At 56.1% G+C, this 19700-nt stretch carries 15 protein-coding genes; 4 read left to right on the forward strand and 11 right to left on the reverse strand.

Annotated elements, in window-relative coordinates; translation table 11 throughout:
* Window positions 1–306: 306 nt before the first annotated feature.
* Together cybC and pmbA are read right to left on the reverse strand one after the other, a co-directional pair.
* Window positions 307–690: a cytochrome b562 gene (cybC, locus tag MUU47_RS03435; protein WP_258986751.1), complete on the reverse strand. Its 384-nt coding sequence runs from the start codon at window positions 688–690 to the stop codon at window positions 307–309.
* Between the two features lie 65 nt (window positions 691–755).
* Window positions 756–2108, reverse strand: coding sequence for a metalloprotease PmbA (pmbA, locus tag MUU47_RS03440; RefSeq protein ID WP_258986752.1), 1353 nt, complete (start codon window positions 2106–2108; stop codon window positions 756–758).
* Between the two features lie 94 nt (window positions 2109–2202).
* Here pmbA and yjgA point away from each other — a divergent pair, with 94 nt between their 5' ends.
* Window positions 2203–2757, forward strand: a complete 555-nt coding sequence (gene yjgA, locus MUU47_RS03445) for a ribosome biogenesis factor YjgA (RefSeq protein WP_258986753.1) — start codon at window positions 2203–2205, stop codon at window positions 2755–2757.
* A 120-nt stretch (window positions 2758–2877) separates the two neighbouring features.
* Here yjgA and mpl read toward each other — a convergent pair whose 3' ends face one another.
* The gene (gene mpl, locus MUU47_RS03450) at window positions 2878–4257 is read right to left on the reverse strand and encodes a UDP-N-acetylmuramate:L-alanyl-gamma-D-glutamyl-meso-diaminopimelate ligase (protein WP_258986754.1); all 1380 of its coding nucleotides are present in this window, start codon (window positions 4255–4257) and stop codon (window positions 2878–2880) included.
* A 180-nt stretch (window positions 4258–4437) separates the two neighbouring features.
* On the opposite strand from mpl, the gene fbp reads away from it, so the two are divergent.
* Window positions 4438–5436 carry a class 1 fructose-bisphosphatase gene (gene fbp, locus MUU47_RS03455; protein ID WP_258986756.1) on the forward strand — a complete coding sequence of 333 codons (999 nt, stop codon included), beginning with the start codon at window positions 4438–4440 and terminating at the stop codon, window positions 5434–5436.
* 114 nt (window positions 5437–5550) lie between these two features.
* On the opposite strand, the gene MUU47_RS03460 is transcribed toward fbp, so the two are convergent.
* The 5 genes from MUU47_RS03460 to ytfQ all read right to left on the reverse strand — a co-directional run bounded on the left by MUU47_RS03460 (window position 5551) and on the right by ytfQ (window position 11902).
* A complete protein-coding gene (locus MUU47_RS03460; RefSeq protein WP_258986759.1) occupies window positions 5551–7119 on the reverse strand; it encodes a methyl-accepting chemotaxis protein in 1569 nt (522 codons plus the stop codon).
* A gap of 81 nt (window positions 7120–7200) precedes the next feature.
* Entirely contained in the window at window positions 7201–8202 is a 1002-nt protein-coding gene (gene yjfF, locus MUU47_RS03465) for a galactofuranose ABC transporter, permease protein YjfF (RefSeq protein WP_258986762.1), read from the reverse strand.
* Window positions 8189–9214: a galactofuranose ABC transporter, ATP-binding protein YtfT gene (gene ytfT, locus MUU47_RS03470; protein ID WP_258986763.1), complete on the reverse strand. Its 1026-nt coding sequence runs from the start codon at window positions 9212–9214 to the stop codon at window positions 8189–8191. The genes yjfF and ytfT overlap by 14 nt, the downstream gene beginning before the upstream one ends.
* Before the next feature lie 10 nt (window positions 9215–9224).
* Window positions 9225–10730 (reverse strand): galactofuranose ABC transporter, ATP-binding protein YtfR, encoded by a 1506-nt coding sequence (gene ytfR / locus MUU47_RS03475; RefSeq protein WP_258986764.1) that lies wholly within the window; start codon window positions 10728–10730, stop codon window positions 9225–9227.
* A 215-nt stretch (window positions 10731–10945) separates the two neighbouring features.
* Window positions 10946–11902, reverse strand: a complete 957-nt coding sequence (gene ytfQ, locus MUU47_RS03480; RefSeq protein ID WP_258986765.1) for a galactofuranose ABC transporter, galactofuranose-binding protein YtfQ — start codon at window positions 11900–11902, stop codon at window positions 10946–10948.
* A gap of 417 nt (window positions 11903–12319) precedes the next feature.
* On the opposite strand from ytfQ, the gene ppa reads away from it, so the two are divergent.
* Entirely contained in the window at window positions 12320–12847 is a 528-nt protein-coding gene (ppa, locus tag MUU47_RS03485; RefSeq protein WP_110510886.1) for an inorganic diphosphatase, read from the forward strand.
* Between the two features lie 143 nt (window positions 12848–12990).
* On the opposite strand, the gene MUU47_RS03490 is transcribed toward ppa, so the two are convergent.
* The 3 genes from MUU47_RS03490 to tamA are packed head-to-tail and all read right to left on the reverse strand — an operon-like array spanning window position 12991 to window position 18844.
* Complete coding sequence (locus tag MUU47_RS03490) at window positions 12991–13335, reverse strand: gamma-glutamylcyclotransferase family protein (RefSeq protein ID WP_159759413.1); 345 nt, start codon at window positions 13333–13335, stop codon at window positions 12991–12993.
* A gap of 2 nt (window positions 13336–13337) precedes the next feature.
* Window positions 13338–17114 (reverse strand): autotransporter assembly complex protein TamB, encoded by a 3777-nt coding sequence (gene tamB / locus MUU47_RS03495; RefSeq protein ID WP_258986766.1) that lies wholly within the window; start codon window positions 17112–17114, stop codon window positions 13338–13340.
* Window positions 17111–18844 (reverse strand): autotransporter assembly complex protein TamA, encoded by a 1734-nt coding sequence (gene tamA, locus MUU47_RS03500; protein WP_258986767.1) that lies wholly within the window; start codon window positions 18842–18844, stop codon window positions 17111–17113. The genes tamB and tamA overlap by 4 nt, the downstream gene beginning before the upstream one ends.
* Before the next feature lie 212 nt (window positions 18845–19056).
* On the opposite strand from tamA, the gene msrA reads away from it, so the two are divergent.
* The gene (msrA, locus tag MUU47_RS03505) at window positions 19057–19698 is read left to right on the forward strand and encodes a peptide-methionine (S)-S-oxide reductase MsrA (protein WP_258986768.1); all 642 of its coding nucleotides are present in this window, start codon (window positions 19057–19059) and stop codon (window positions 19696–19698) included.
* The last annotated feature ends 2 nt before the right edge of the window (window positions 19699–19700 follow it).

The raw sequence follows: 19700 nt of genomic DNA on the forward strand, positions 1-19700 counted from the left end.
TTGCGTCTGACTTAAAACTAACGTGGGCGGTGTTGGGTTTGTAGCGAGTTGTTTTCCACTTCGAAGTGGAAAGGGGAGAGGCGGGAGTGATCTGTCCCACATAATTTCACTGAATACGGATTAAATGCTAGATAAGCGTGATGAATATCACGGGAAACGGCTGAAAAGAGAGCAGGAGAAAGTGGAAAAACGTTGCGAGCTTTCGCGTAAAACTGTGATGTCGATAAGCTTTTATGATGACTTAGGGGAGAATGACGGGGATAGCTGCCAGGGAAAAGGGTTTTCCCTGGCAGGGTAACAGTGAAATTAACGGTATTTTTTGTGGTACGTATTGCGCGTTCCGGCGAGATCAAGCGCCACGCCCTGCGCTTCCTTGATTTTGCCTTCGTTGGCAAATTTGGTGGCGCTGTCAATCTGGCCGATCAGAATATCCAGGCCGTGGCGGTAATCTTTCATTTCCGCGCTGTCTGCCGCTTTGTCTTCCAGTTTCGGTGGCGTTTGCTTCTGGGCATCGAGCGCCGCAGTACGCATTTTGCCGAGGGCATCTTTCATCGCCGCGGCATCATCGGTTTTCTGCACCACTTTCAGGTTTTCAGACAGGGTGTCCATGTCATCGCCCAGATCGGCAAACGCCGGGGCAGCACTCATCAGCGCCGTGACGGCCAATAAAGCCAGTACTTTCTTACGCATTGCTCACTTCCTTTTTTATTATTTAACAGGCGCAGCGCGGCAGGTCGCGCCACCATGAGAACACTTTATTGGCCCGCGATCTTCATTTCCGGCAGCAGTACAGAACCGCACTGAATGTTGCTCCGCGTTTCGATATCGTCGGCCACGGTCACGATATTACGCCACATATCTTTCAGGTTTCCGGCGATGGTGATTTCACTCACCGGATACTGGATTTCACCGTTTTCAACCCAGAAGCCTGATGCGCCGCGGGAGTAATCACCCGTTACGCCACTCACACCCTGCCCCATCAATTCGGTGACGACAAGGCCCGTGCCCATCTCTTTAAGCAACTTTTCAAAACTCAAACCCTGGCCCTGAATGCGCCAGTTATGAATGCCGCCAGCATGACCGGTGCTTTTCAGCCCCAGTTTGCGGGCAGAGTAGTTGGTCAGCAGCCATTGCGTCAGGATCCCGTCCTTAATGATGTCGCGACGGGAGGTCACGACGCCTTCGCTGTCGAACGGCGTTGATGCCAGGCCTTTCAGCAGATGTGGATGCTCTTCGATAGTCAGCCATTCCGGCAGAATTTGCTGCCCGAGTGAGTCCAGCAGGAACGTCGACTTGCGGTATACCGCGCCGCCGGCAATGGCGCCGACCAGATGGCCAAACAGCCCGGTTGCCACTTCATTGGCAAAAATCACCGGCGCTTTCATGGTGGACAGTTTACGCGGAGACAGACGAGACAACGTGCGTCGCGCGCAGTCTTCGCCGACAGCTTCCGGATCGAGCAGGTCGCCCATCGCACGGCCAATGGTGTACGCGTAGTCGCGTTCCATGTCGCCATTTTCTTCGGCGATAACGCAGCTCGAGAGTGAATGGCGGGTGGAGCAATAGCTCTGCAGCATGCCGTGGCTGTTGCCGAACACTTTCACACCGTAATGGCTGTTGAAGCTGCCGCCTTCGGTATTGGTGATGCGTTTGTCGGCCTTCAACGCCGCTTGTTCAGCGCGCGCAGCCAGCTCAATGGCTTCGTCTGGCGTCACTTCTGCCGGGTGGAACAGATCGAGATCCGGCGCGTCAAAGGCCAGTAACTCTTTTTCCGCCACGCCCGCGTACGGGTCAGGCGAGGTATAACGTGCGATATCCAGTGCGGCCTGCACAGTACGCGCGACGGCGTCCGGGCTTAAATCCGTGGTGGACGCGCTGCCTTTGCGATTCTGATGGTAAACCGTAATCCCCAGGGCGCCGTCGCTGTTAAACTCGACGTTTTCCACTTCGCCGTAGCGCGTGCTGACGCTGATCCCGGTCGATTTACTGACTCCGACCTCTGCACTATCAGACTTGCCTGCCGCCAGCTCGAGTGCGGTGGAGACGGCTTTTTCCAGTGCTTTACGCTGTTCTGCAACCTGTGTGATTACTTTCATCGCTAATGCCATAATGTAGAAAGGAGTTTATTGAAGTCTAACAGAGAACCGTTTTTCAGTGCGCTCCTTAACTGATAACATGTGTCTCTTTTTTTAGGAGCCTGAGATGATAAAGCAGCCCGATGACTGGCTCGACGACGTGCCCGGTGATGACAAGATTGAAGATGAAGATAATGAAATCATCTGGGTCAGTAAAAGTGAAATTAAACGCGACGCCGAGGAATTAAAAGATCTCGGGGCCGAAATCGTAGAGCTGGGTAAAAACGCGCTGGACAAAATCCCGCTCGATGACGACCTGCGTGCCGCCGTTGAACTGGCACAGCGGATCAAGAAAGAAGGCCGTCGCCGTCAGATGCAGCTGATCGGCAAAATGCTGCGAAACCGTGACGTAGACCCAATCCGTCAGGCGCTCGACAAGCTGAAAAACCGCCACAACCAGCAGGTTGCCCTATTCCACAAACTGGAACAGCTGCGCGATCGTCTGGTAGATGAAGGGGATGATGTGGTCGCGGAAGTGCTGAATCTGTGGCCGGATGCCGACCGTCAGCAGTTGCGTTCGCTTATCCGTAACGCGAAGAAAGAGAAAGAAGGCAATAAGCCGCCGAAATCTTCGCGTCTGATTTTCCAGTATCTGCGCGAGCTCGCGGAAAACGCTAAGTAAATCATTGCCGGATGGCGCTGCGCTTATCCGGCCTACGATGCTGTAGGCCTGGTAAGCAAAGCACAGTTCGTGCCCGTGATGCTGTAGGCCCGGCAAGCAAAGCGCCACCGGGCGTGTCGGTTACTCTTCCGCTGCTACTTCCGCTTTTCTCGCCAGCATATCTAACAGCTTTTGATGGATCCCGCCAAAACCCCCGTTACTCATCACCAGAATGTGATCACCCGGCTGTGCGGATTTCGCGATCATGTCGACCAGCGTATCCACGTCAGCGCTGAAATGCGCAGGCTGAATGCACGCTTCCGCCACTTCCGCGACCTGCCACGGAATGTGCTGCGGCTGTAACAGGAACACTTCATCAGCCCGGCCGAGAGACGGAGCAAGATCGTCTTTGCAGATGCCCATTTTCATGGTGTTAGAACGCGGCTCCAGCACGGCGAGAATACGCGCCGTTCCGCCGACTTTGCCACGCAGCGCCTGCAGCGTCGCGAGGATTGCGGTCGGATGATGCGCGAAATCGTCGTACACGGTGACACCGTTGGCTTCGCCGCGCAGCTCCAGACGACGACGGGCGTTGACGAACGAGCCCAGCGCCTCTGCCGCATCGGCAGGCTTCACGCCCACGTGACGCGCGGCAGCAATCGCCATCAGGCCATTGTGCATGTTGTGCTCGCCCACCAGGCCCCATTTCACCTGACCGACTTTTTCACCGTCGAGGAACACTTCCCATTCGGCTGCATCAGTGGTGATTTTCTTCGCCTGCCAGTGACCCTGTTCGCCCACCAGTTCCTGCTCGCTCCAGCAGCCCATCGCCAGCGTTTGCTTCAGGTTGATGTCGTTTTCCGGCGCGATAATACGACCCTGGCCCGGCACGATGCGCACCAGGTGGTGGAACTGTTTCTGAATCGCTTTCAGATCGTCAAAAATATCCGCATGATCGAACTCAAGGTTGTTGAGGATCAGCGTGCGCGGGCAGTAATGCACGAATTTGGAACGCTTGTCGAAGAACGCGCAGTCATATTCATCGGCTTCTATCACGAAGAACGGGCTGTCGCCCAGACGCGCGGAAACGTCGAAGTTGCCCGGTACGCCGCCGATCACAAAACCGGGTTTATACCCGCAGGCTTCGAGGATCCACGTCGCCATCCCGGCGGTGGTGGTTTTTCCGTGGGTACCGGCAACGGCCACGACCCAGCGGTCGCGCAGGACAAAGTCATGCAGCCACTGCGGGCCAGACATATACGGAATGTTTTTCTCGAGCACCGCTTCAACGCACGGATTGCCACGAGTCATGGCGTTACCAATGATAACCAGATCCGGCTGCGGCTCGAGCTGGCTCGCGTCATAGCCCTGGATCAGGTCAATACCCTGCTCTTCCAGCAGCGTGCTCATCGGCGGATACACATTGGCGTCCGAACCGGTCACTTCATGGCCCAGGGAACGAGCCAGCATCGCCAGTCCGCCCATAAAAGTGCCACAAATCCCCAAAATATGAATGCGCATACGTCATTATCCCTCTTTCATCAGCCGCGTATTTTACCCTCATGTGAGCAGGCTGAGAAACGCATTTCGGTTAATTCCGTAATTTGCTGGCGCGATTCACCATTACGCGGGATTTTGAATTGTTGTTAAGATTGTTGGACATTAACCGCTTTACTCAACATCAAATGCAGGGAAAGTGTTATGAAAACGTTAGGTGAATTTATTGTCGAAAAGCAGCACGAGTTCTCTCATGCGACCGGGGAGCTCACTGCTTTGCTGTCGGCAATAAAGCTCGGCGCCAAGATCATCCACCGCGATATCAACAAGGCCGGTCTGGTCGATATCCTGGGTGCCAGCGGGGCTGAAAATATTCAGGGCGAAACGCAGCAGAAGCTGGACCTGTTCGCCAATGAAAAGCTGAAAGCCGCACTGAGAGCCCGTGATATCGTGGCCGGAATTGCCTCCGAAGAAGAAGACGAAATTGTCGTTTTCGACGGCTGCGAGCACGCCAAGTACGTGGTGTTGATGGATCCGCTGGACGGCTCGTCCAACATCGATGTTAACGTCTCCGTCGGCACTATCTTCTCCATCTACCGTCGCGTGACGCCTGTCGGCACACCGGTAACTGAAGAAGATTTCCTGCAACCCGGCCACAAACAGGTCGCGGCCGGTTACGTGGTTTACGGCTCCTCGACCATGCTGGTGTACACCACCGGCTGCGGCGTGCACGCCTTCACTTACGACCCTTCGCTCGGCGTGTTCTGCCTGTGCCAGGAGCGCATGCGCTTCCCGGACAAGGGCAACACCTATTCAATCAACGAAGGTAACTACATCAAATTCCCGATGGGCGTGAAGAAGTATCTGAAGTTCTGTCAGGAAGAAGATAAGCACACCCAACGCCCGTATACCTCACGCTATATCGGTTCTCTGGTGGCGGATTTCCACCGTAATCTGCTGAAGGGTGGGATTTATTTGTACCCAAGCACCGCCAGCCACCCGGAAGGGAAACTGCGTCTGCTGTACGAATGCAACCCGATGGCCTTCCTGGCCGAACAGGCGGGCGGCAAGGCCAGCGACGGTAAAGACCGCATTCTGGATATCGTTCCGGACACGCTGCACCAGCGCCGTCCGTTCTTCGTCGGTAACGAGCATATGGTCGACGATGTGGAACGCTTAATTCGCGAGTTCCCTGAGGCGTAATTTGATAAGGGGAGCGTGATGCTCCCCTTATCCCGTTCACGTTCTGCACGGGTTGCGGAACCTGCTAACCATTTGGTGAACGGAACAATTCCACCGAGCTGAGCGACTCCCGCACTACGCCGCCTGATTCTGCAATCTAAACGACGCCATGGCTTCCATCAGTTCGCGGGACTGCTCTTCCAGCGAGCGGGTTGCGGCGGAAGACTGCTGAACCAGCGCCGCATTCTGTTGCGCGGTTTCATCCATCTGAATCACCGCAATATTCACCTGCTCAATGCCACGACTCTGCTCCTGCGACGCGCTGGCAATTTCGCGCATCAGTGTAGTCATGCGCATCACTTCAGACGCGATTTCGTCCATCGTTTCCCCGGCCTGCTGCGCCAGTTCGCTGCCTTCGCTGACGTGCGTTTGTGAATCACTGATCAGGGTGCGGATTTCTTTCGCTGCATCGGCGCTGCGGCTCGCCAGATTACGCACTTCACCGGCGACCACGGCGAAACCGCGCCCCTGTTCACCGGCGCGTGCCGCTTCGACAGACGCATTCAGCGCCAGAATATTGGTCTGGAAGGCAATCCCGTCAATTACGCTGAGGATGTCGCCGATGCGGCTGGAGCTGCCTGAAATATCGCGCATTTTCTCAATGACATAACACACCATTTCGCTGCCGCGATCGGCGGTATCCGACACCGTTTTCGCCAGCTGGTGCGCCTGCCCGGCGTTGTCGGCATTCTGTTTCACCGTCGCCGTTATCTGCTCCATGCTCGCCGCCGTTTGCTCCAGCGAGGTCGCCGTGGATTCGGTGCGCTGCGCCAGATTATTGTTGCCTGCGGTCAGTTCACGGCTGCCGATATCAATCTGCGAACTGGCGTCGCGCACCCGCAGCACTGAACCCATCAGCGATTCACGCATTTCGCTTATCGCCGCGTTCAGACGGTTGATCTCCCGGCTTACCAGCGCATTATCACTGTGGGTCAGATTGCCCGCCGCCACCTGTTCGAGCTGCACAATCGCGGTGTTCAGCGGCTTGAGCAGCATGTTGCGCAGCGCCAGCCAGGCCAGCACAATCACGCCGGCAGTCAGCAGAATCGCGATAACCATCAGCGTCATCACCCGGTTTTTACTCTTTTGAACCACGTTCACTTCGGCCTGTCCGCGGCTGTCTACCCACGTCTGAAACGCCTGCATGTCGTTATCAAACTGGCGGGAAACCGGGATCAGATGATTTTCCAGCAGATCGTAATAGCGGTCTGCGCTTTGCTGATTCAGCGCCGCCAGCATCGGGGTGATGCCCTGTTGGTTATAGGCGGCGTAGCTTTTTGCCACCTTCGCCAGCAGCTGTGCGCCCTGCTTATCGTCGATCGTCGAGGCAATCACCTCAGTCAGCGTTTTCTGCGCCGTCGTGACTTCACGATTGATGTTTTGTACCGATTTTGCCGCGTCGTCGAGCATCCCGATTTCCATCAACCGGACCGCCTGACCCGCTTCGTTCCGCGCGCGCAGAATAAGCGTATAGCCCTTGTTGAGCTGGACAAGTTGCTCACCCTGTAGGTGATTAATGCGCGTGAGAGAAGACGAGCTTTTAGTGAGAGCGTAAATACCAATGCCGCTGACCAGCAGCAGAAGAAGGGTCATCACGGCCAGTAAAGAAAGCAGGCCGGTACGGATTGAAAGCTTTTTCAGCATGATGTCATTCCCGGTAGCAAAGAGACGTTCAGAAAAAGAGAAGTATCGGCTGCTACCGGGAAATCTTGAGGGTTCAGTACGTTATTGTCGGGTTATCGCCACCGGCACGCGGGTCACCGTCGAGCTCTGGCGGCTTTCCCACAGCACGGTCAGGCCGCGTTGCAGGGCGATAAAGATGAACAGCAAAATACCGATGGCGATTTTGGTCCACCACGAACTGAGCGTGCCGTCGAAGTTGATATAGGTCTGAATCAGCCCCTGAATGCCGACGCCAAACAGCGTGCCGAGCACCGTGCCCACGCCGCCGCTGAGCAGCGTGCCGCCAATCACCACCGAGGCAATGGCATCCAGCTCCACGCCCATTCCCGCCAGTGCGTAACCGGCCTGGGTGTAAACGGAGAAGACGATCCCGGCCAGCGTAGCCAGGCCCGTCGACAGCATGTAAATGCGGATGGTGGTGCTGCGGGTGGAAATGCCCATCAGGTTGGCCGACACCGCGCTGCCGCCGATGGCGTACACCTGATTACCGAAACGCGTGCGATGAGCGACAAACATTCCCGCAATCACCACCAGCAGCATCAGCACGCCCATAGCGCTCAGGCGCCCGCCGCCGGGGATCATCCACGCCATATCTGACAGCGAATCGTAAATAGGGTGGTTAATCGGGATCGACTCTTCTGACACCAGATAACTGACGCCACGCAGGAAGAACATCCCGGCCAGGGTGATGATAAACGCCGGGATTTTCAGAGCGTCAATCAGCAGGCCCATAAACGCGCCGAATGCGCAGCCCATCAGCAGCACCAGTGGGAACGCCACCAGTGGTGATAATCCCCAGAAGCCGATCGCCTTGGCGAGAAACACACCGGTAAAAGCGATCACTGAACCGACCGACAGATCGATCCCACCGGAGAGGATCACAAAGGTCATGCCGACGGCGATGATCCCAAGAAAAGCGTTATCCGTCAGGATGTTGCAAATCACGCGTGTAGACGCGAAGCCCGGGAACTGCGTCAGGCAATAGAGATAGCCGAGGATGAACACCCCGAGGGTTATCATCAGCGGCAAATTACGTTTTATCATGGCCGCGCACTCCTTTCAGTAAGCTGATAAAGCGCGGTGACTGGACCACCAGCACGCACAGCACCACCACCGCTTTCACCACCTGATTGAGCTCCGGCTGGAAGCCCGACAGCAAAATCCCGGTATTCATGCCCTGGATAATCAGCGCGCCAATCACCGACAGCAGCAGGTTAAAGCGCCCGCCCATCAGCGAACCGCCGCCAATCACCACTGCCAGAATGGCGTCCAGTTCCAGCCACAGCCCGGCGTTGTTGGCATCAGCGCCGCGAATATCCGCCGCGACAATCACCCCGGCAATGGCGGCACACACGCCGCTCAAAACGTAGGTCAGCATCACCACGATGCGGGTATTCACCCCGGCGTTTTTCGCCGCGCGGATGTTAATCCCCACCGCTTCGATAAACATCCCCAGCGCCGTTTTACGTGTGAACAACCAGAAAACAACCAGCGTAATCAGCGCGATAAGCACCGGCGTCGGAAACAGCAATAACTTGCCGCTACCAAACCAGGCGAGGGAATCCGAATCAAAGGTCACAATTTGCCCGGCGGTGATCAGCTGCGCCACGCCGCGCCCGGCCACCATTAAAATCAGCGTCGCGACAAACGGCTGGATCTTAAGAATGGCCACCAGAATGCCATTCCACAGCCCGGCCAGCACGCCCGTCGCCAGCGCCGCCAGCAGCACCATCGGCAAACTGTGCCCGGAGACTTCCATCGACGCCGCCGTAGCCCCGGCAATCGCCATCACTGCGCCGACCGACAAGTCTATGCCGCCGGTGGCAATCACCAGCGTCATGCCGATGGCCAACAGCGCCACCGGAGCCGCGCGGTTAAGAATGTCTATCGGGCTGCCGAACAGGCGACCGTCCTGTAATACCACCTGGAAAAAATGCGGCGAAACAATGCTGTCGACCACCAATACCAGGATCAATGCCGCGATTTGCGGCATCCCCGTGGGCCAACGGAAACGGCGTTTTGGCCGTTCAGTTTGAGGGAGAGATTGTGGCATCACATCGTACTCCTTATGCCGCAATTGCATTCATGATCGCCGGAACCGACAGCGCATCCAGCGGGATCTCTGCCACCTGTTTCCGATCGCGTAAAATAATGACCCGATCCGCATAGCCCACCAGCTCTTCCAGCTCCGACGAAATGACCAGCAGCGCGAGGCCATCGGCACACAGCGTCTCGATCAAACGAATGATCTCCGCGTGCGCGCCGACGTCGATCCCACGCGTGGGTTCGTCGAGGATCAGGAACTGCGGACGCGTCAGCAGCCAGCGTGACAGCAGGACTTTTTGCTGGTTGCCGCCGGAAAGAAACTCGATCGGCTGCTCCGCGCTGGGCGTGCGGATCCCCAGTTGGCGAATGAAGCGTTCGGCAATCTCATTTTGTTCACGACCGGGAATTGGCCGTAGCCAGCCGCGCTGGGCCTGGAGCGCCAGAATGATATTTTCTCGCACCGAAGCGGCGGCGATGATGCCGTCGGTTTTCCTGTCTTCCGGGCAAAAACCAATGCCAAGACACGAGGCCTGATGCGGGGATCGCAGCGTTTGCGGTTTACCTTTGATTTCCGCGCTGCCGCTGTCGGACGGTCTGATGCCGAATATGACTTCTGCGGTTTCGGTGCGCCCGGAGCCGAGCAGCCCCGCCAGGCCGACAATTTCACCAGGGCGTACCTGCAAATCGAACGGTTCAATGACGCCTTTTTTGCCGTAGCCTTTAAACGCCGCCACCGGTTTGTCACTCAGCAGCGTACGGCCCGCGCGTTGCAGGGCGTTGTTGTCCAGCTCGCGGCCGAGCATCATTTTGATCAGCTCAATTTGCGCCAATTCTTTGGTTTCTTTGCAGCCGACAAAACTGCCGTTGCGCAGCACCGTGATGCGGTCGCTGACCTGATAAACCTGATCGAGAAAATGGGTGACGAAAATCAGGCTGACGCCCTGATCGCGCAGCTGGCGCATCAGGGTAAACAGCATTTCCACTTCCTGGGTATCAAGGCTGGCGGTCGGTTCATCAAGGATAAGCACTTTGGCCGATAAATCGATGGCACGGCAAATCGCGACGATTTGCTGCATCGCCACCGAAAAGCGGTTCAGCGGTTCGCGTACGTCGAGGGAAAAGCCGTAAGAGGCCATCAGCGCGGTGGCGCGTTTTTCCATCTCTTTGCGTTGCAGGAAGCCGAATCGCCGTGGTTCGCGGCCAATAAACAGGTTGTCCGCCACCGACATGTTGGGCAGCAGGTTTACTTCCTGGTACACCGTGCCGATGCCCAGCTGTTGGGCGTGGGCCGTGTTTTTTGGCGAGATAGTGTCGCCTTCCAGCCAGATAGTGCCGCGATCGGCGTGATACACACCGGTCAGCGCTTTAATGAGGGTCGATTTTCCGGCGCCGTTTTCGCCGAGAAGAGCCATGATTTCGCCGCGACGCAGGCTGAAATCCACGTTATCCAGCGCTTTCACGCCGGGGAAAAATTTACTCAAGCCTTCCGTGCGCAAAATATCCTGGTTGTGGGTTACGTCAGTCATTATCAGTCCCCTGAAAATGCCCTTCACCCCAACCCGCTCCCGAAAAAGGAGAGGAAACACACGGTGTTAACCGGCTTCATCTCCCCTCAAGAGAAAGGGTTAGGGCGAAGGAAAACGAACTACGATGTCGACGGCACCCTCACCCCTGCCCTCTCCCCGAGGGAGAGGGAAAACGACAAACTGCGCAGAGCAGCGAGGATGAGGGGGAATACAACTCAATAGCCCATGTCTTTTTTCTTATCCAGCTGCGCTTGAGCGCTGTCTTTCAGGTAAAGCTGTGAGTGAGTGAGCGTCAACTTCGGCGGCATGGTGCCGTCTTTCTTGAACTTCTCGAGTGCATCAAACGCCGGGCCAGCCATATTTGGTGTCAGCTCAACATTGGCGTTGGCTTCGTCGGCCAACATTGCTTTATAGATATCCGGCACGCCGTCGATAGAGCCAGTCAGGATATCTTTGCCCGGTTTCAGGCCCGCTTCTTTGATGGCCTGAATGGCCCCGATCGCCATATCATCGTTATGGGCGTAAACCATGCAGATGTTTTTGCCGTTGTTTTCTGCTTTGATGAAGCTTTCCATGACTTCTTTCCCTTTGCTGCGGGTAAAGTCACCGGACTGAGAACGAATGATTTTGATGTTAGGCGCTTTGGCAATCGCGTCTGCAAAGCCTTTCTTACGATCGATAGCCACGCTCGCCCCGACCGTACCCTGCAGCTCTACGACGTTACACGGTTTGCCGGCTTCAGTTTTCACCAGCCAGTCGCCAATCAGCTTGCCTTCCAGCACGTTATCAGCCGTCACGGTGGTCATGTAGAGCGACTTGTCTTTCACATCAATGGAACGGTCGAGCAGGAATACCGGGATTTTGGCCTGTTTCGCTTCTTTCAGCACCGGCTCCCAGCCTGTTGCCACCACTGGCGCGATGAAAATCGCATCCACGCCCTGGGCGATAAATGAACGTACTGCCTTGATTTGGTTCTCTTGTTTTTGCTGACCGTCAGCAATTTTCAGGGTGATGCCGCGTTTTTCAGCCTCACTCTTCGCCACGCTGGTTTCAGCAGCACGCCAGCCGGATTCCGACCCGACCTGTGAAAATCCTACGGTTAAAGGGGCAGCCATCGCCATAGACGACATGGCTGCAGAAACAGCCGAGACAAGAAGTAAGCGCTTCCACATAAACGTATCCTCTTCGGGTTATTATCTGTTTATCCGTCATATTTCGAGCTGCATGTGCGTTGACCGCACTCCCTCACCCCAGTCACTTACTTTCGTAAGATCCTGGGCTTCACTCACTCGCCCCCTTCCTGCAACTCGAACTATTTAGGGTAGAAAATAGTCATCTGCCGAAAAACTATAGACAATGGGAAATGTAACGTGATGCGTTACATCACACTTCCAAAAAGAGAAAGTGTGATTTGTAAGCGCTTCCACAAAGTTATTCATGAAGTGGCTGGGTTTATGGATTTATCGCCTGGTTAAAGGCTCTGAAAAACGGTCCGAAGGCCTTCTGCGGCAGAAAAGAAGCGGAGACATTTAACTTGAGTTGGCTATAATACCGGGCACTTGAATGACACCAGATTAAAGGAAAAAGACATGAGCTTACTCAACGTCCCTGCGGGCAAAGACTTGCCAGAAGACATCTACGTTGTTATCGAAATCCCAGCCAACGCTGACCCTATCAAATATGAAATTGATAAAGACACCGGCGCGCTGTTCGTTGACCGTTTCATGTCTACCGCGATGTTCTATCCGTGCAACTACGGTTACATCAACCACACCCTGTCTCTGGACGGTGACCCGGTTGACGTTCTGGTCCCAACGCCATACCCACTGCAGCCGGGTTCTGTGATCCGTTGCCGTCCAGTTGGCGTTCTGAAAATGACCGACGAAGCCGGTGAAGATGCGAAACTGGTTGCGGTACCGCACACCAAACTGAGCAAAGAATACGATCACATCAAAGATGTGAACGACCTGCCAGAACTGCTGAAAGCGCAGATCTCCCACTTCTTCGAGCAGTACAAAGCGCTCGAGAAAGGCAAATGGGTTAAAGTTGAAGGCTGGGATAACGCTGAAGCTGCGAAAGCAGAAATCATCGCCTCCTTCGAACGCGCTAAGAAGTAATTCTTACCGTCGTGAAGAACACCGCCTACGGGCGGTGTTTTTGTTTGTACGGTACAGAGAAGAGATGAAAATGCAGAAAATGACGCAGGAATTTCTTCAGAAGCGTGCAAAAAATAACGCCACCCGAGGGTGGCGTTATCCATTCAGAACTTATCTTTGTCCAGCCAGTTGCCGGTTTCTATACGAATGAATCCGGTCACCGGACGCTGGTAGACGTACATCCACGCGCTACCGTACGGGGTCTGGATTAAATGGCGTGCGTACTCACCGCCTTTGGTGCGCAGCGCGTCGAGCTCGGCGAGCGTCGAGGCGTCGATACGATACACTTCACCCGCTACCGTCCCGTCGCCGGGTACAGCGCCTGGATAGTGGCCCAGGCTGTAGAGCTGATAGTTATCGACACTATGATCACCCAGCCACTGAGCGTTGGTCATCCAGTGGCTGTTGCCTTGTTTGCGCCGTAAACTGCCGTAAACAAATATTCGCATTGCTAAAACTCAAACTGATAGAGCAGATCAAGTGCCTGGTCTATGCCTGACACCGCTTCAAGATAAAGCTTGGGCATTAGGCGATAGCGTAACGTGAGTGTTGCCAGAGAGTCAAAAATTCCCACACCATATTTTACCTGCAGACCTGGCGCGATATAGCCGCTGACCACCACCTGAGAGGAATCCCCTACTCCGGCGGTATCCAGAGCCAGATTGCTGACGCCAAAGGTCTCGCCGATTTTACCCACAATCTGCCCACTTTGTGCAACCCCCAGGCCAACCAGCGCGGACGTCATTGCGGCGCCGTCACCCTGTTGGCTGTCGAGCCCCTGTCCGCGTAACAGGTATGAGAGCGCGGCCTGTTGGGACATCGCCGGGTCAGAGAAGATTTCGGCCTTCGGCTGGTCTGCCATTCCGGTCACGCGCACCCCGGCAGTCACGTTGTCTTCGGTGGCCTCAGGGTTACGAATAGCTTCAATATTCAGCATAGGCTGATCCGGCGGCCCTGAGAACAACAAGATCCCTTTGCGCACGATCAGGTCCTGGCCGTAGGCGTGGAAACGGCCTTCCGGAATGTTGATCTGCCCGTTGAGGCCCAGACCGTGGCTGTCCTGCGCCACTTTCAGGTCACCGGTCAGACGCGCCTTCAGACCAAACGCATCAAGACGCACATTATTGCCGACGTGGATCGTCAGGTTGCTGTTGATAGGGATCCCGGCAGACTTCGGATTCACCGGCTTGAGATCTTTATCGAGCATCACTTCGTCGCTGGACACACCTACGGCGCTTTCCGGCACGTCATGAACCACGATGCGCGCCCACGGTACGTCTACGTTACCGTCGAGCGTAAACAGGCTTGGCGTGGCGGTAAAGACCACGTCCGGCGATACATCAAGGCGCACCATCGGCGGCACGGTGATGCGCACCCGGCTGCCTTTCGCCGCCACCTGCGCACGCCAGTTGTCGATTTGCGTCCAGTCGGCGTTACCACTGAGGCTAATCTGCCCTTGCTTCGTAGCAATCACGCCGTCCAGCGTCGAGCGCGTGCCGTTGAAGTTCATCGCCACCCGGCTCGGCTGCATGTCGAACGGCATAAAGTTACCGTCGATATCCAGTCCGGTGAGCTGCAATTGGCCGAACAGCTGCGGGCTTTGCAGGTCGCCGCCCAAACGCAGATTCGCATTCAGGGTACCCGCGGCTTTTTCACCGCGCGCGAAGACAGGGTTAATCATCGCCAGCGAGAAGTTGCGGATATTGACGTTACCGCCGAGATTGCGCCGCCCTTGCGGGTCGGTGATGTCAATCTGACCGTCGAGCTGGCCGTTGTTAGTCAGGCGAATCGTCCAGCCCAGCTGCGCGCGGTTGTTGTGCAAATCAGCATTCAGGTTTAGCGTATCGAAGGCCACCGGCAGCGCCGCGTCGTTCACCGTTTGGGTGACCTTCACATTGCGCCCGGACAGGCTCACTTTGCCCTGCGGCAGCCCTTCTTTAGTGGTATCCCAGCTGACGTCGGCGTTGCCCGTGAACACACCGCTGGCCTGCGTGGCGTCTGGCATAAACGGTTTAAGCATTGCCAGGTCGAAGCGGTTGAGATTCACCACCGCGTGTCCGGCTGCACCGGCATCAATGGTTTGCGGCACGCACAGTTCGGCGTTCGTGTTGGTCCAGCAGTGTGGCCCGATGCTGATTTTCTGTTCCTGATTGCGGTAATCGAGTGCAATCGCCCGCGAGAGCGACACCGGGCCGACCGGCGTCTGGAAGCGTGTATTGCTCAGCGTGCCTTTCCAGCGTTGCTCTTTCCTGTCGAAGCTGCCCGCCAGTTCAAGCTGACCGGAAACAGGATCGCCCTCCATTTTGAGCTCCAGCGTGTGCTGCTTTTCATCACCTTTGGCGGTGAGCAGCACCTGGCTGATGTTCACGCCCGGCTGCGCGATGCCATTCACGCGCACGTCGAGGTTACCGCCAATCTGGTCCGTCGATTTTACATCGCCTTTAATGGTGGCCTGGGCGATGGAAAGCACCTGCCAGCGCAGGTTGCGGGCGGTAATATCTGCCTGCAGCTGTGGCGCATCAATGGTGCCACGCACGTTCAGTAATCCTTTCGCCGTACCGCCAAGTCCTGGCAGCGCGTTATCCAGCCCTGGCGCGTCGATGGTGGCATCAAGATTCAAATCTTTCACCCCCAGTTCGCCTTTCACGTCAGCGCTGTTACGCCCCAGTTCAAGGTGCAGGCCGGGAATTTTCCATTGCAGATAGCTGTTACCGGAAAGCTTACCGTCGACGTTGACCTTGTTCTGCTTCACGTTGCCGGTGAGTTTCAGTTCCGGTACGTCGACCTGCCAGCTGCCGCCGTACAGGCTGCCACTGGTTTTAATCAGACCGTTCAGCTTCGCTGGCCAGTCCGGCACTTCTTTGGCGGTGTTGATGCCGTCAAGCTTCAGCTCGCCGCGCCAGCTGATCGCCTGCTGCCAGTCTAGCAGTGCCTTCAACTCGGTTTTCCCTTCCAGCGCCGCGATGGTCAGCTTGTCGAGATTGACCTGCTGCTCGTTACCCTTCGCGTCCAGGGTAATCGTGGCTGGCGGTAGATCTTGCCCTTTTACCGCCGTCGCGAACGACAGCGTATAGTCGGTCATCTTGCCACTAAGCTTGAGTTTTACGTTGTCGGCCTGATATTGCTTTTCGCCGGTAAACGGCCAGTAAAGCTGTTTGCTGAGCACCTCGAGATTCAACGGTAGCCCGGCTTCGGCCAGTTGCGCCTGAGCCCGAATGCCCACGTCCACCGGCCCGGAAAGATTGATCCCGACGTCGAGCTGCTTACGCACGTCGCCGCCAATCTTCATTTTGATTTTTTCGCCCTTCACCGGGTCGATATTCAGGGTACTGTTGAGGGTTAAATCCACCGGCCAGTCATCCTGCAACTTCGCAGTACCGGTGGCGTTGACCGTACCCTGGCTCGAATCCACGTCCAGCGCGTCGAGCTTCATGTTGCCGTCGATGCTGCTGACTTTCAGCAGCAGTTTATAGACCGTTAAATCGGTATCGCCGGTCAGACGCAGCTGCTCACCGCGGAATTCCTGAATGTTCAGGTTCAGCGGCAGATGCACATCGGTCATTTCAGGCAAAACAGGCTTCGAGAACAGGTCTTTCATCGTTTCACCGAGCGGTTTTTCATCCGGCTTCGGCTTGTCGATTTTCGGCTCAACCACTTGTTCCTGCGCCACTTTCGCCACTTTCGGCAGCGCAATCAGCAGCCCTTGCAGTGACGTTGGCATCAGCGTCAGGTTTTTCTCCTGCCAGGTCAGGCCGGAGGTGAAATCCATCACCGACACCGTGGTGTCGTCGATTTTGATGTTGATGTTGTTCAGCGCGACCCGGCTGAGCGTAATCGGATATGGCGTCGAGAGGTTCAGCGGCCCGCTGTCTTCTTCCACCGCGGGCGCCGACGGCGGCATCTTTTTGCTGTCGATAGCCACGTTCACGTTGGCAAGCGAAAGGTCATTCACGCACAGGCTGCTGTTCCACAGGCAGGACGTGTTCACCGCCAGATGGAATTGCCCGGCATCGACCGCCACGCCCGGCTGCTCGTAACGCAGGTTTTTAACGGTCAAATCTTTCCAGCCGCCAACCACCTGGCCGATAGAGAGGCCAGGCACCCAGCGGTCAGCCGCTTTAAAGAGCAGATGCAAACCGGTAGTCGTGCCGACCAGGAATGCCACGGTCCCCAGCAGCAGGATGATAAACACCAGGACGCCGAGGCTAATCTTCTTCCATAAACTCATAATTCTGGCCCCAGACCGATGTAGAACTGTAAATCGTGCTCTTCTTTATCGCCCACCGGAGCGGCAATATCGAGTTTGACCGGGCCGACTGGCGACTGCCAGCGCACGCCGACGCCTGCACCGGTTTTGAAATCACTTTTGCTGAAGTCATTCACCGCTTCGCCGCTGTCGACGAACACCGCGCCCCACCATTTACCGGTTACGTTGTACTGATATTCCAGGGAACCGGTGGCCAGGCGCGAGGCACCGGTGAGTTTGCCGCTAGAGTCTTTTGGCGAGATAGATTCGTATTTATAGCCACGTATGCTGCGGTCGCCCCCGGCGAAGAAGCGCAGGTCTGGCGGAACTTTGTCGAAGTCGCCGGTTTCAATCCAGCCGATGTTGCCGCGCACCACGAAGCGATGGCGATCGTAAATTGTGCGAATCCAGGTGTTTTGCGCCTGAGCAACGACGAAATCGACGTCAGAACCCCACGCGCCGTTGGAGACATCCACCGAATAGCGCTGTGAATCGCCCCAGGTTGGCATCAGGCCGCCGCGTGAACGGGTACGGCTGATCATCACGCCCGGGTAAAGCAGCATGGTGGTGTTGGTGACGTTAGCCTGCGTAAAGTGGTCGAGGCTCCAGCGCAGGTTGATGGCGCGCTGCCAGCCGCTGGAGAGGTCCCAGTAACGCGACACGCCGAGCGTCGTCGAGTCGGATTCGGTATCGTTCAAATCAGTGCGTTTGAAGCCGCCTTGCAACAGGTAATACTGCTCCAGCGGGTTCTTCAACAGCGGAATTTTGTAGGAGAAATCAAGCTGCTGCTCGGGCGCAGACAGGCTGAGGTCGGTAGTCAGGCTGTGGCCGTAGGAGTTCATCCACGGCTTGTTCCACGAGGCTTTGACTCGCGGGCCCACGTCGGTGGAGTAACCGACACCGGTTTCGAGGGTGTTTTTGGTACGCGGAGACACCACGCCGCTCAACGGCAGCACTTTGGTTTTTCGCGCTTTATCAAATTCTGGTGCCACGACTACCGAGTTAAACCAGCCGGTCGCGGAAAGGCGGCGGTTCAGCTCAGCCAAATCATCGGAGGTGTAATAATCACCCTCTTTGAACGGCACCAGATTTTGCAGATAACGATCCTGGATCTGCGACCCCTGGAACGTGACGGCACCAAAGCGATAACGTTCGCCGCTGTCATAATCGATATCCCAAAATGCCTGATGACGGTCGAGCGACACGCCGAGCTGGCTCTTTTTAAACTCGCTGTCGAAGTAGCCCTTACGCAGCGAGACGCCGGTGAGCGACTTTTTGAAGCCATCGTAATCGGCGTGGTCCAGAATCGTTCCTATCGCCGGGCGTTTTTTCAGTAAATCCAGATAGTCTCTGTCATTCCGTGCGCCGCCGCGCAAAATCACGTCGGTGCCGCCAATGCGTACCGGTTCACCCGGTTTGACGTGCGCCAGCAGAACCTGGCGGCCTTTGGCCGGTGCCGGCTTCAGTTCGAAATCAATCTGCGGTTCGTAATAGCCCAGCGCTTTAAGCCCTGCACGGATGGAGTCATCCACACGCGCACGGAAACGGCGATCCGGAGTCACCTCGTCGCTTTCAATCGTCGACAGCTGCGCGCGCACGTTTTTGAGCAGCTCTCCAGAAAGTCCATCTACCTGTAAACGTATGTTTGCCGCCCCGGCAACACCACTGACCAGTAACAGACTGGCCCAACATAACTGGCGAATTTGTGGCACGTTTTCTCCCAAATGTCCTTGTTTCCACCCCGTCAGGAAACGCAATAGCCGATCCACGGCTTAACAAAATTTCAACACTACCGGTTGAAAAAAAGACGTCCACCTCAATATTTCTTATGTTTAAATCTAGACGTATTCATCGCCTTTATTGTCATCAAAGAGAGGGGCGGTGACAACCTTAACCCCAATTTCCTTTATCCGGAGGCCAAACCGTGAGTTTATTCGATAAAAAACACGTTGTCGCTCAAGCGGATGCGCTGCCCGGTCGCAATACGCCGATGCCTGTCGCCGCGCTGCATGCCGTTAACGAGCATTCCATGACCAATATTCCGCAAGGGATGGAAGTCGCGCTGTTCGCCATGGGCTGCTTCTGGGGCGTTGAACGCCTGTTCTGGCAACTGCCGGGCGTCTACAGCACCGCTGCGGGCTACACCGGCGGCTACACGCCGAACCCAACCTACCGCGAAGTGTGCTCCGGTGAAACCGGTCACGCCGAAGCGGTTCGCGTGGTCTATGACCCGTCCGTTATCAGCTATGAGCAGTTGTTACATGTATTCTGGGAAAATCACGACCCGGCCCAGGGCATGCGTCAGGGTAACGATAAAGGCACCCAGTACCGCTCGGCAATTTACCCGCTGACGCCTGAGCAAGAGAAAGCGGCCCACGCCAGTCTGGCGCGTTTCCAGGCGGCGATGAACGAGGCCAATGACTCCCGAAGCATTACCACTGAAATCGACACCGCTAAACCGTTCTACTATGCGGAAGACGACCACCAGCAGTACCTGCATAAAAATCCGTACGGCTACTGCGGCATCGGCGGCATTGGCGTGTGCTTACCGCCACAACTCGCCTGACC

This window comes from Scandinavium hiltneri (genome assembly GCF_024764835.1).
GTDB lineage: Bacteria > Pseudomonadota > Gammaproteobacteria > Enterobacterales > Enterobacteriaceae > Scandinavium > Scandinavium hiltneri.

Coding starts and splice junctions, on each gene's coding strand:
- cybC (WP_258986751.1), bottom strand. CDS start 690: ATGCGTAAGAAAGTACTGGCTTTATTGGCCGTCACGGCGCTGATGAGT.
- fbp (WP_258986756.1), top strand. CDS start 4,438: ATGAAAACGTTAGGTGAATTTATTGTCGAAAAGCAGCACGAGTTCTCT.
- ppa (WP_110510886.1), top strand. CDS start 12,320: ATGAGCTTACTCAACGTCCCTGCGGGCAAAGACTTGCCAGAAGACATC.
- ytfR (WP_258986764.1), bottom strand. CDS start 10,730: ATGACTGACGTAACCCACAACCAGGATATTTTGCGCACGGAAGGCTTG.
- pmbA (WP_258986752.1), bottom strand. CDS start 2,108: ATGGCATTAGCGATGAAAGTAATCACACAGGTTGCAGAACAGCGTAAA.
- yjfF (WP_258986762.1), bottom strand. CDS start 8,202: ATGATAAAACGTAATTTGCCGCTGATGATAACCCTCGGGGTGTTCATC.
- MUU47_RS03490 (WP_159759413.1), bottom strand. CDS start 13,335: ATGCGAATATTTGTTTACGGCAGTTTACGGCGCAAACAAGGCAACAGC.
- ytfQ (WP_258986765.1), bottom strand. CDS start 11,902: ATGTGGAAGCGCTTACTTCTTGTCTCGGCTGTTTCTGCAGCCATGTCG.
- tamB (WP_258986766.1), bottom strand. CDS start 17,114: ATGAGTTTATGGAAGAAGATTAGCCTCGGCGTCCTGGTGTTTATCATC.
- yjgA (WP_258986753.1), top strand. CDS start 2,203: ATGATAAAGCAGCCCGATGACTGGCTCGACGACGTGCCCGGTGATGAC.
- MUU47_RS03460 (WP_258986759.1), bottom strand. CDS start 7,119: ATGCTGAAAAAGCTTTCAATCCGTACCGGCCTGCTTTCTTTACTGGCC.
- mpl (WP_258986754.1), bottom strand. CDS start 4,257: ATGCGCATTCATATTTTGGGGATTTGTGGCACTTTTATGGGCGGACTG.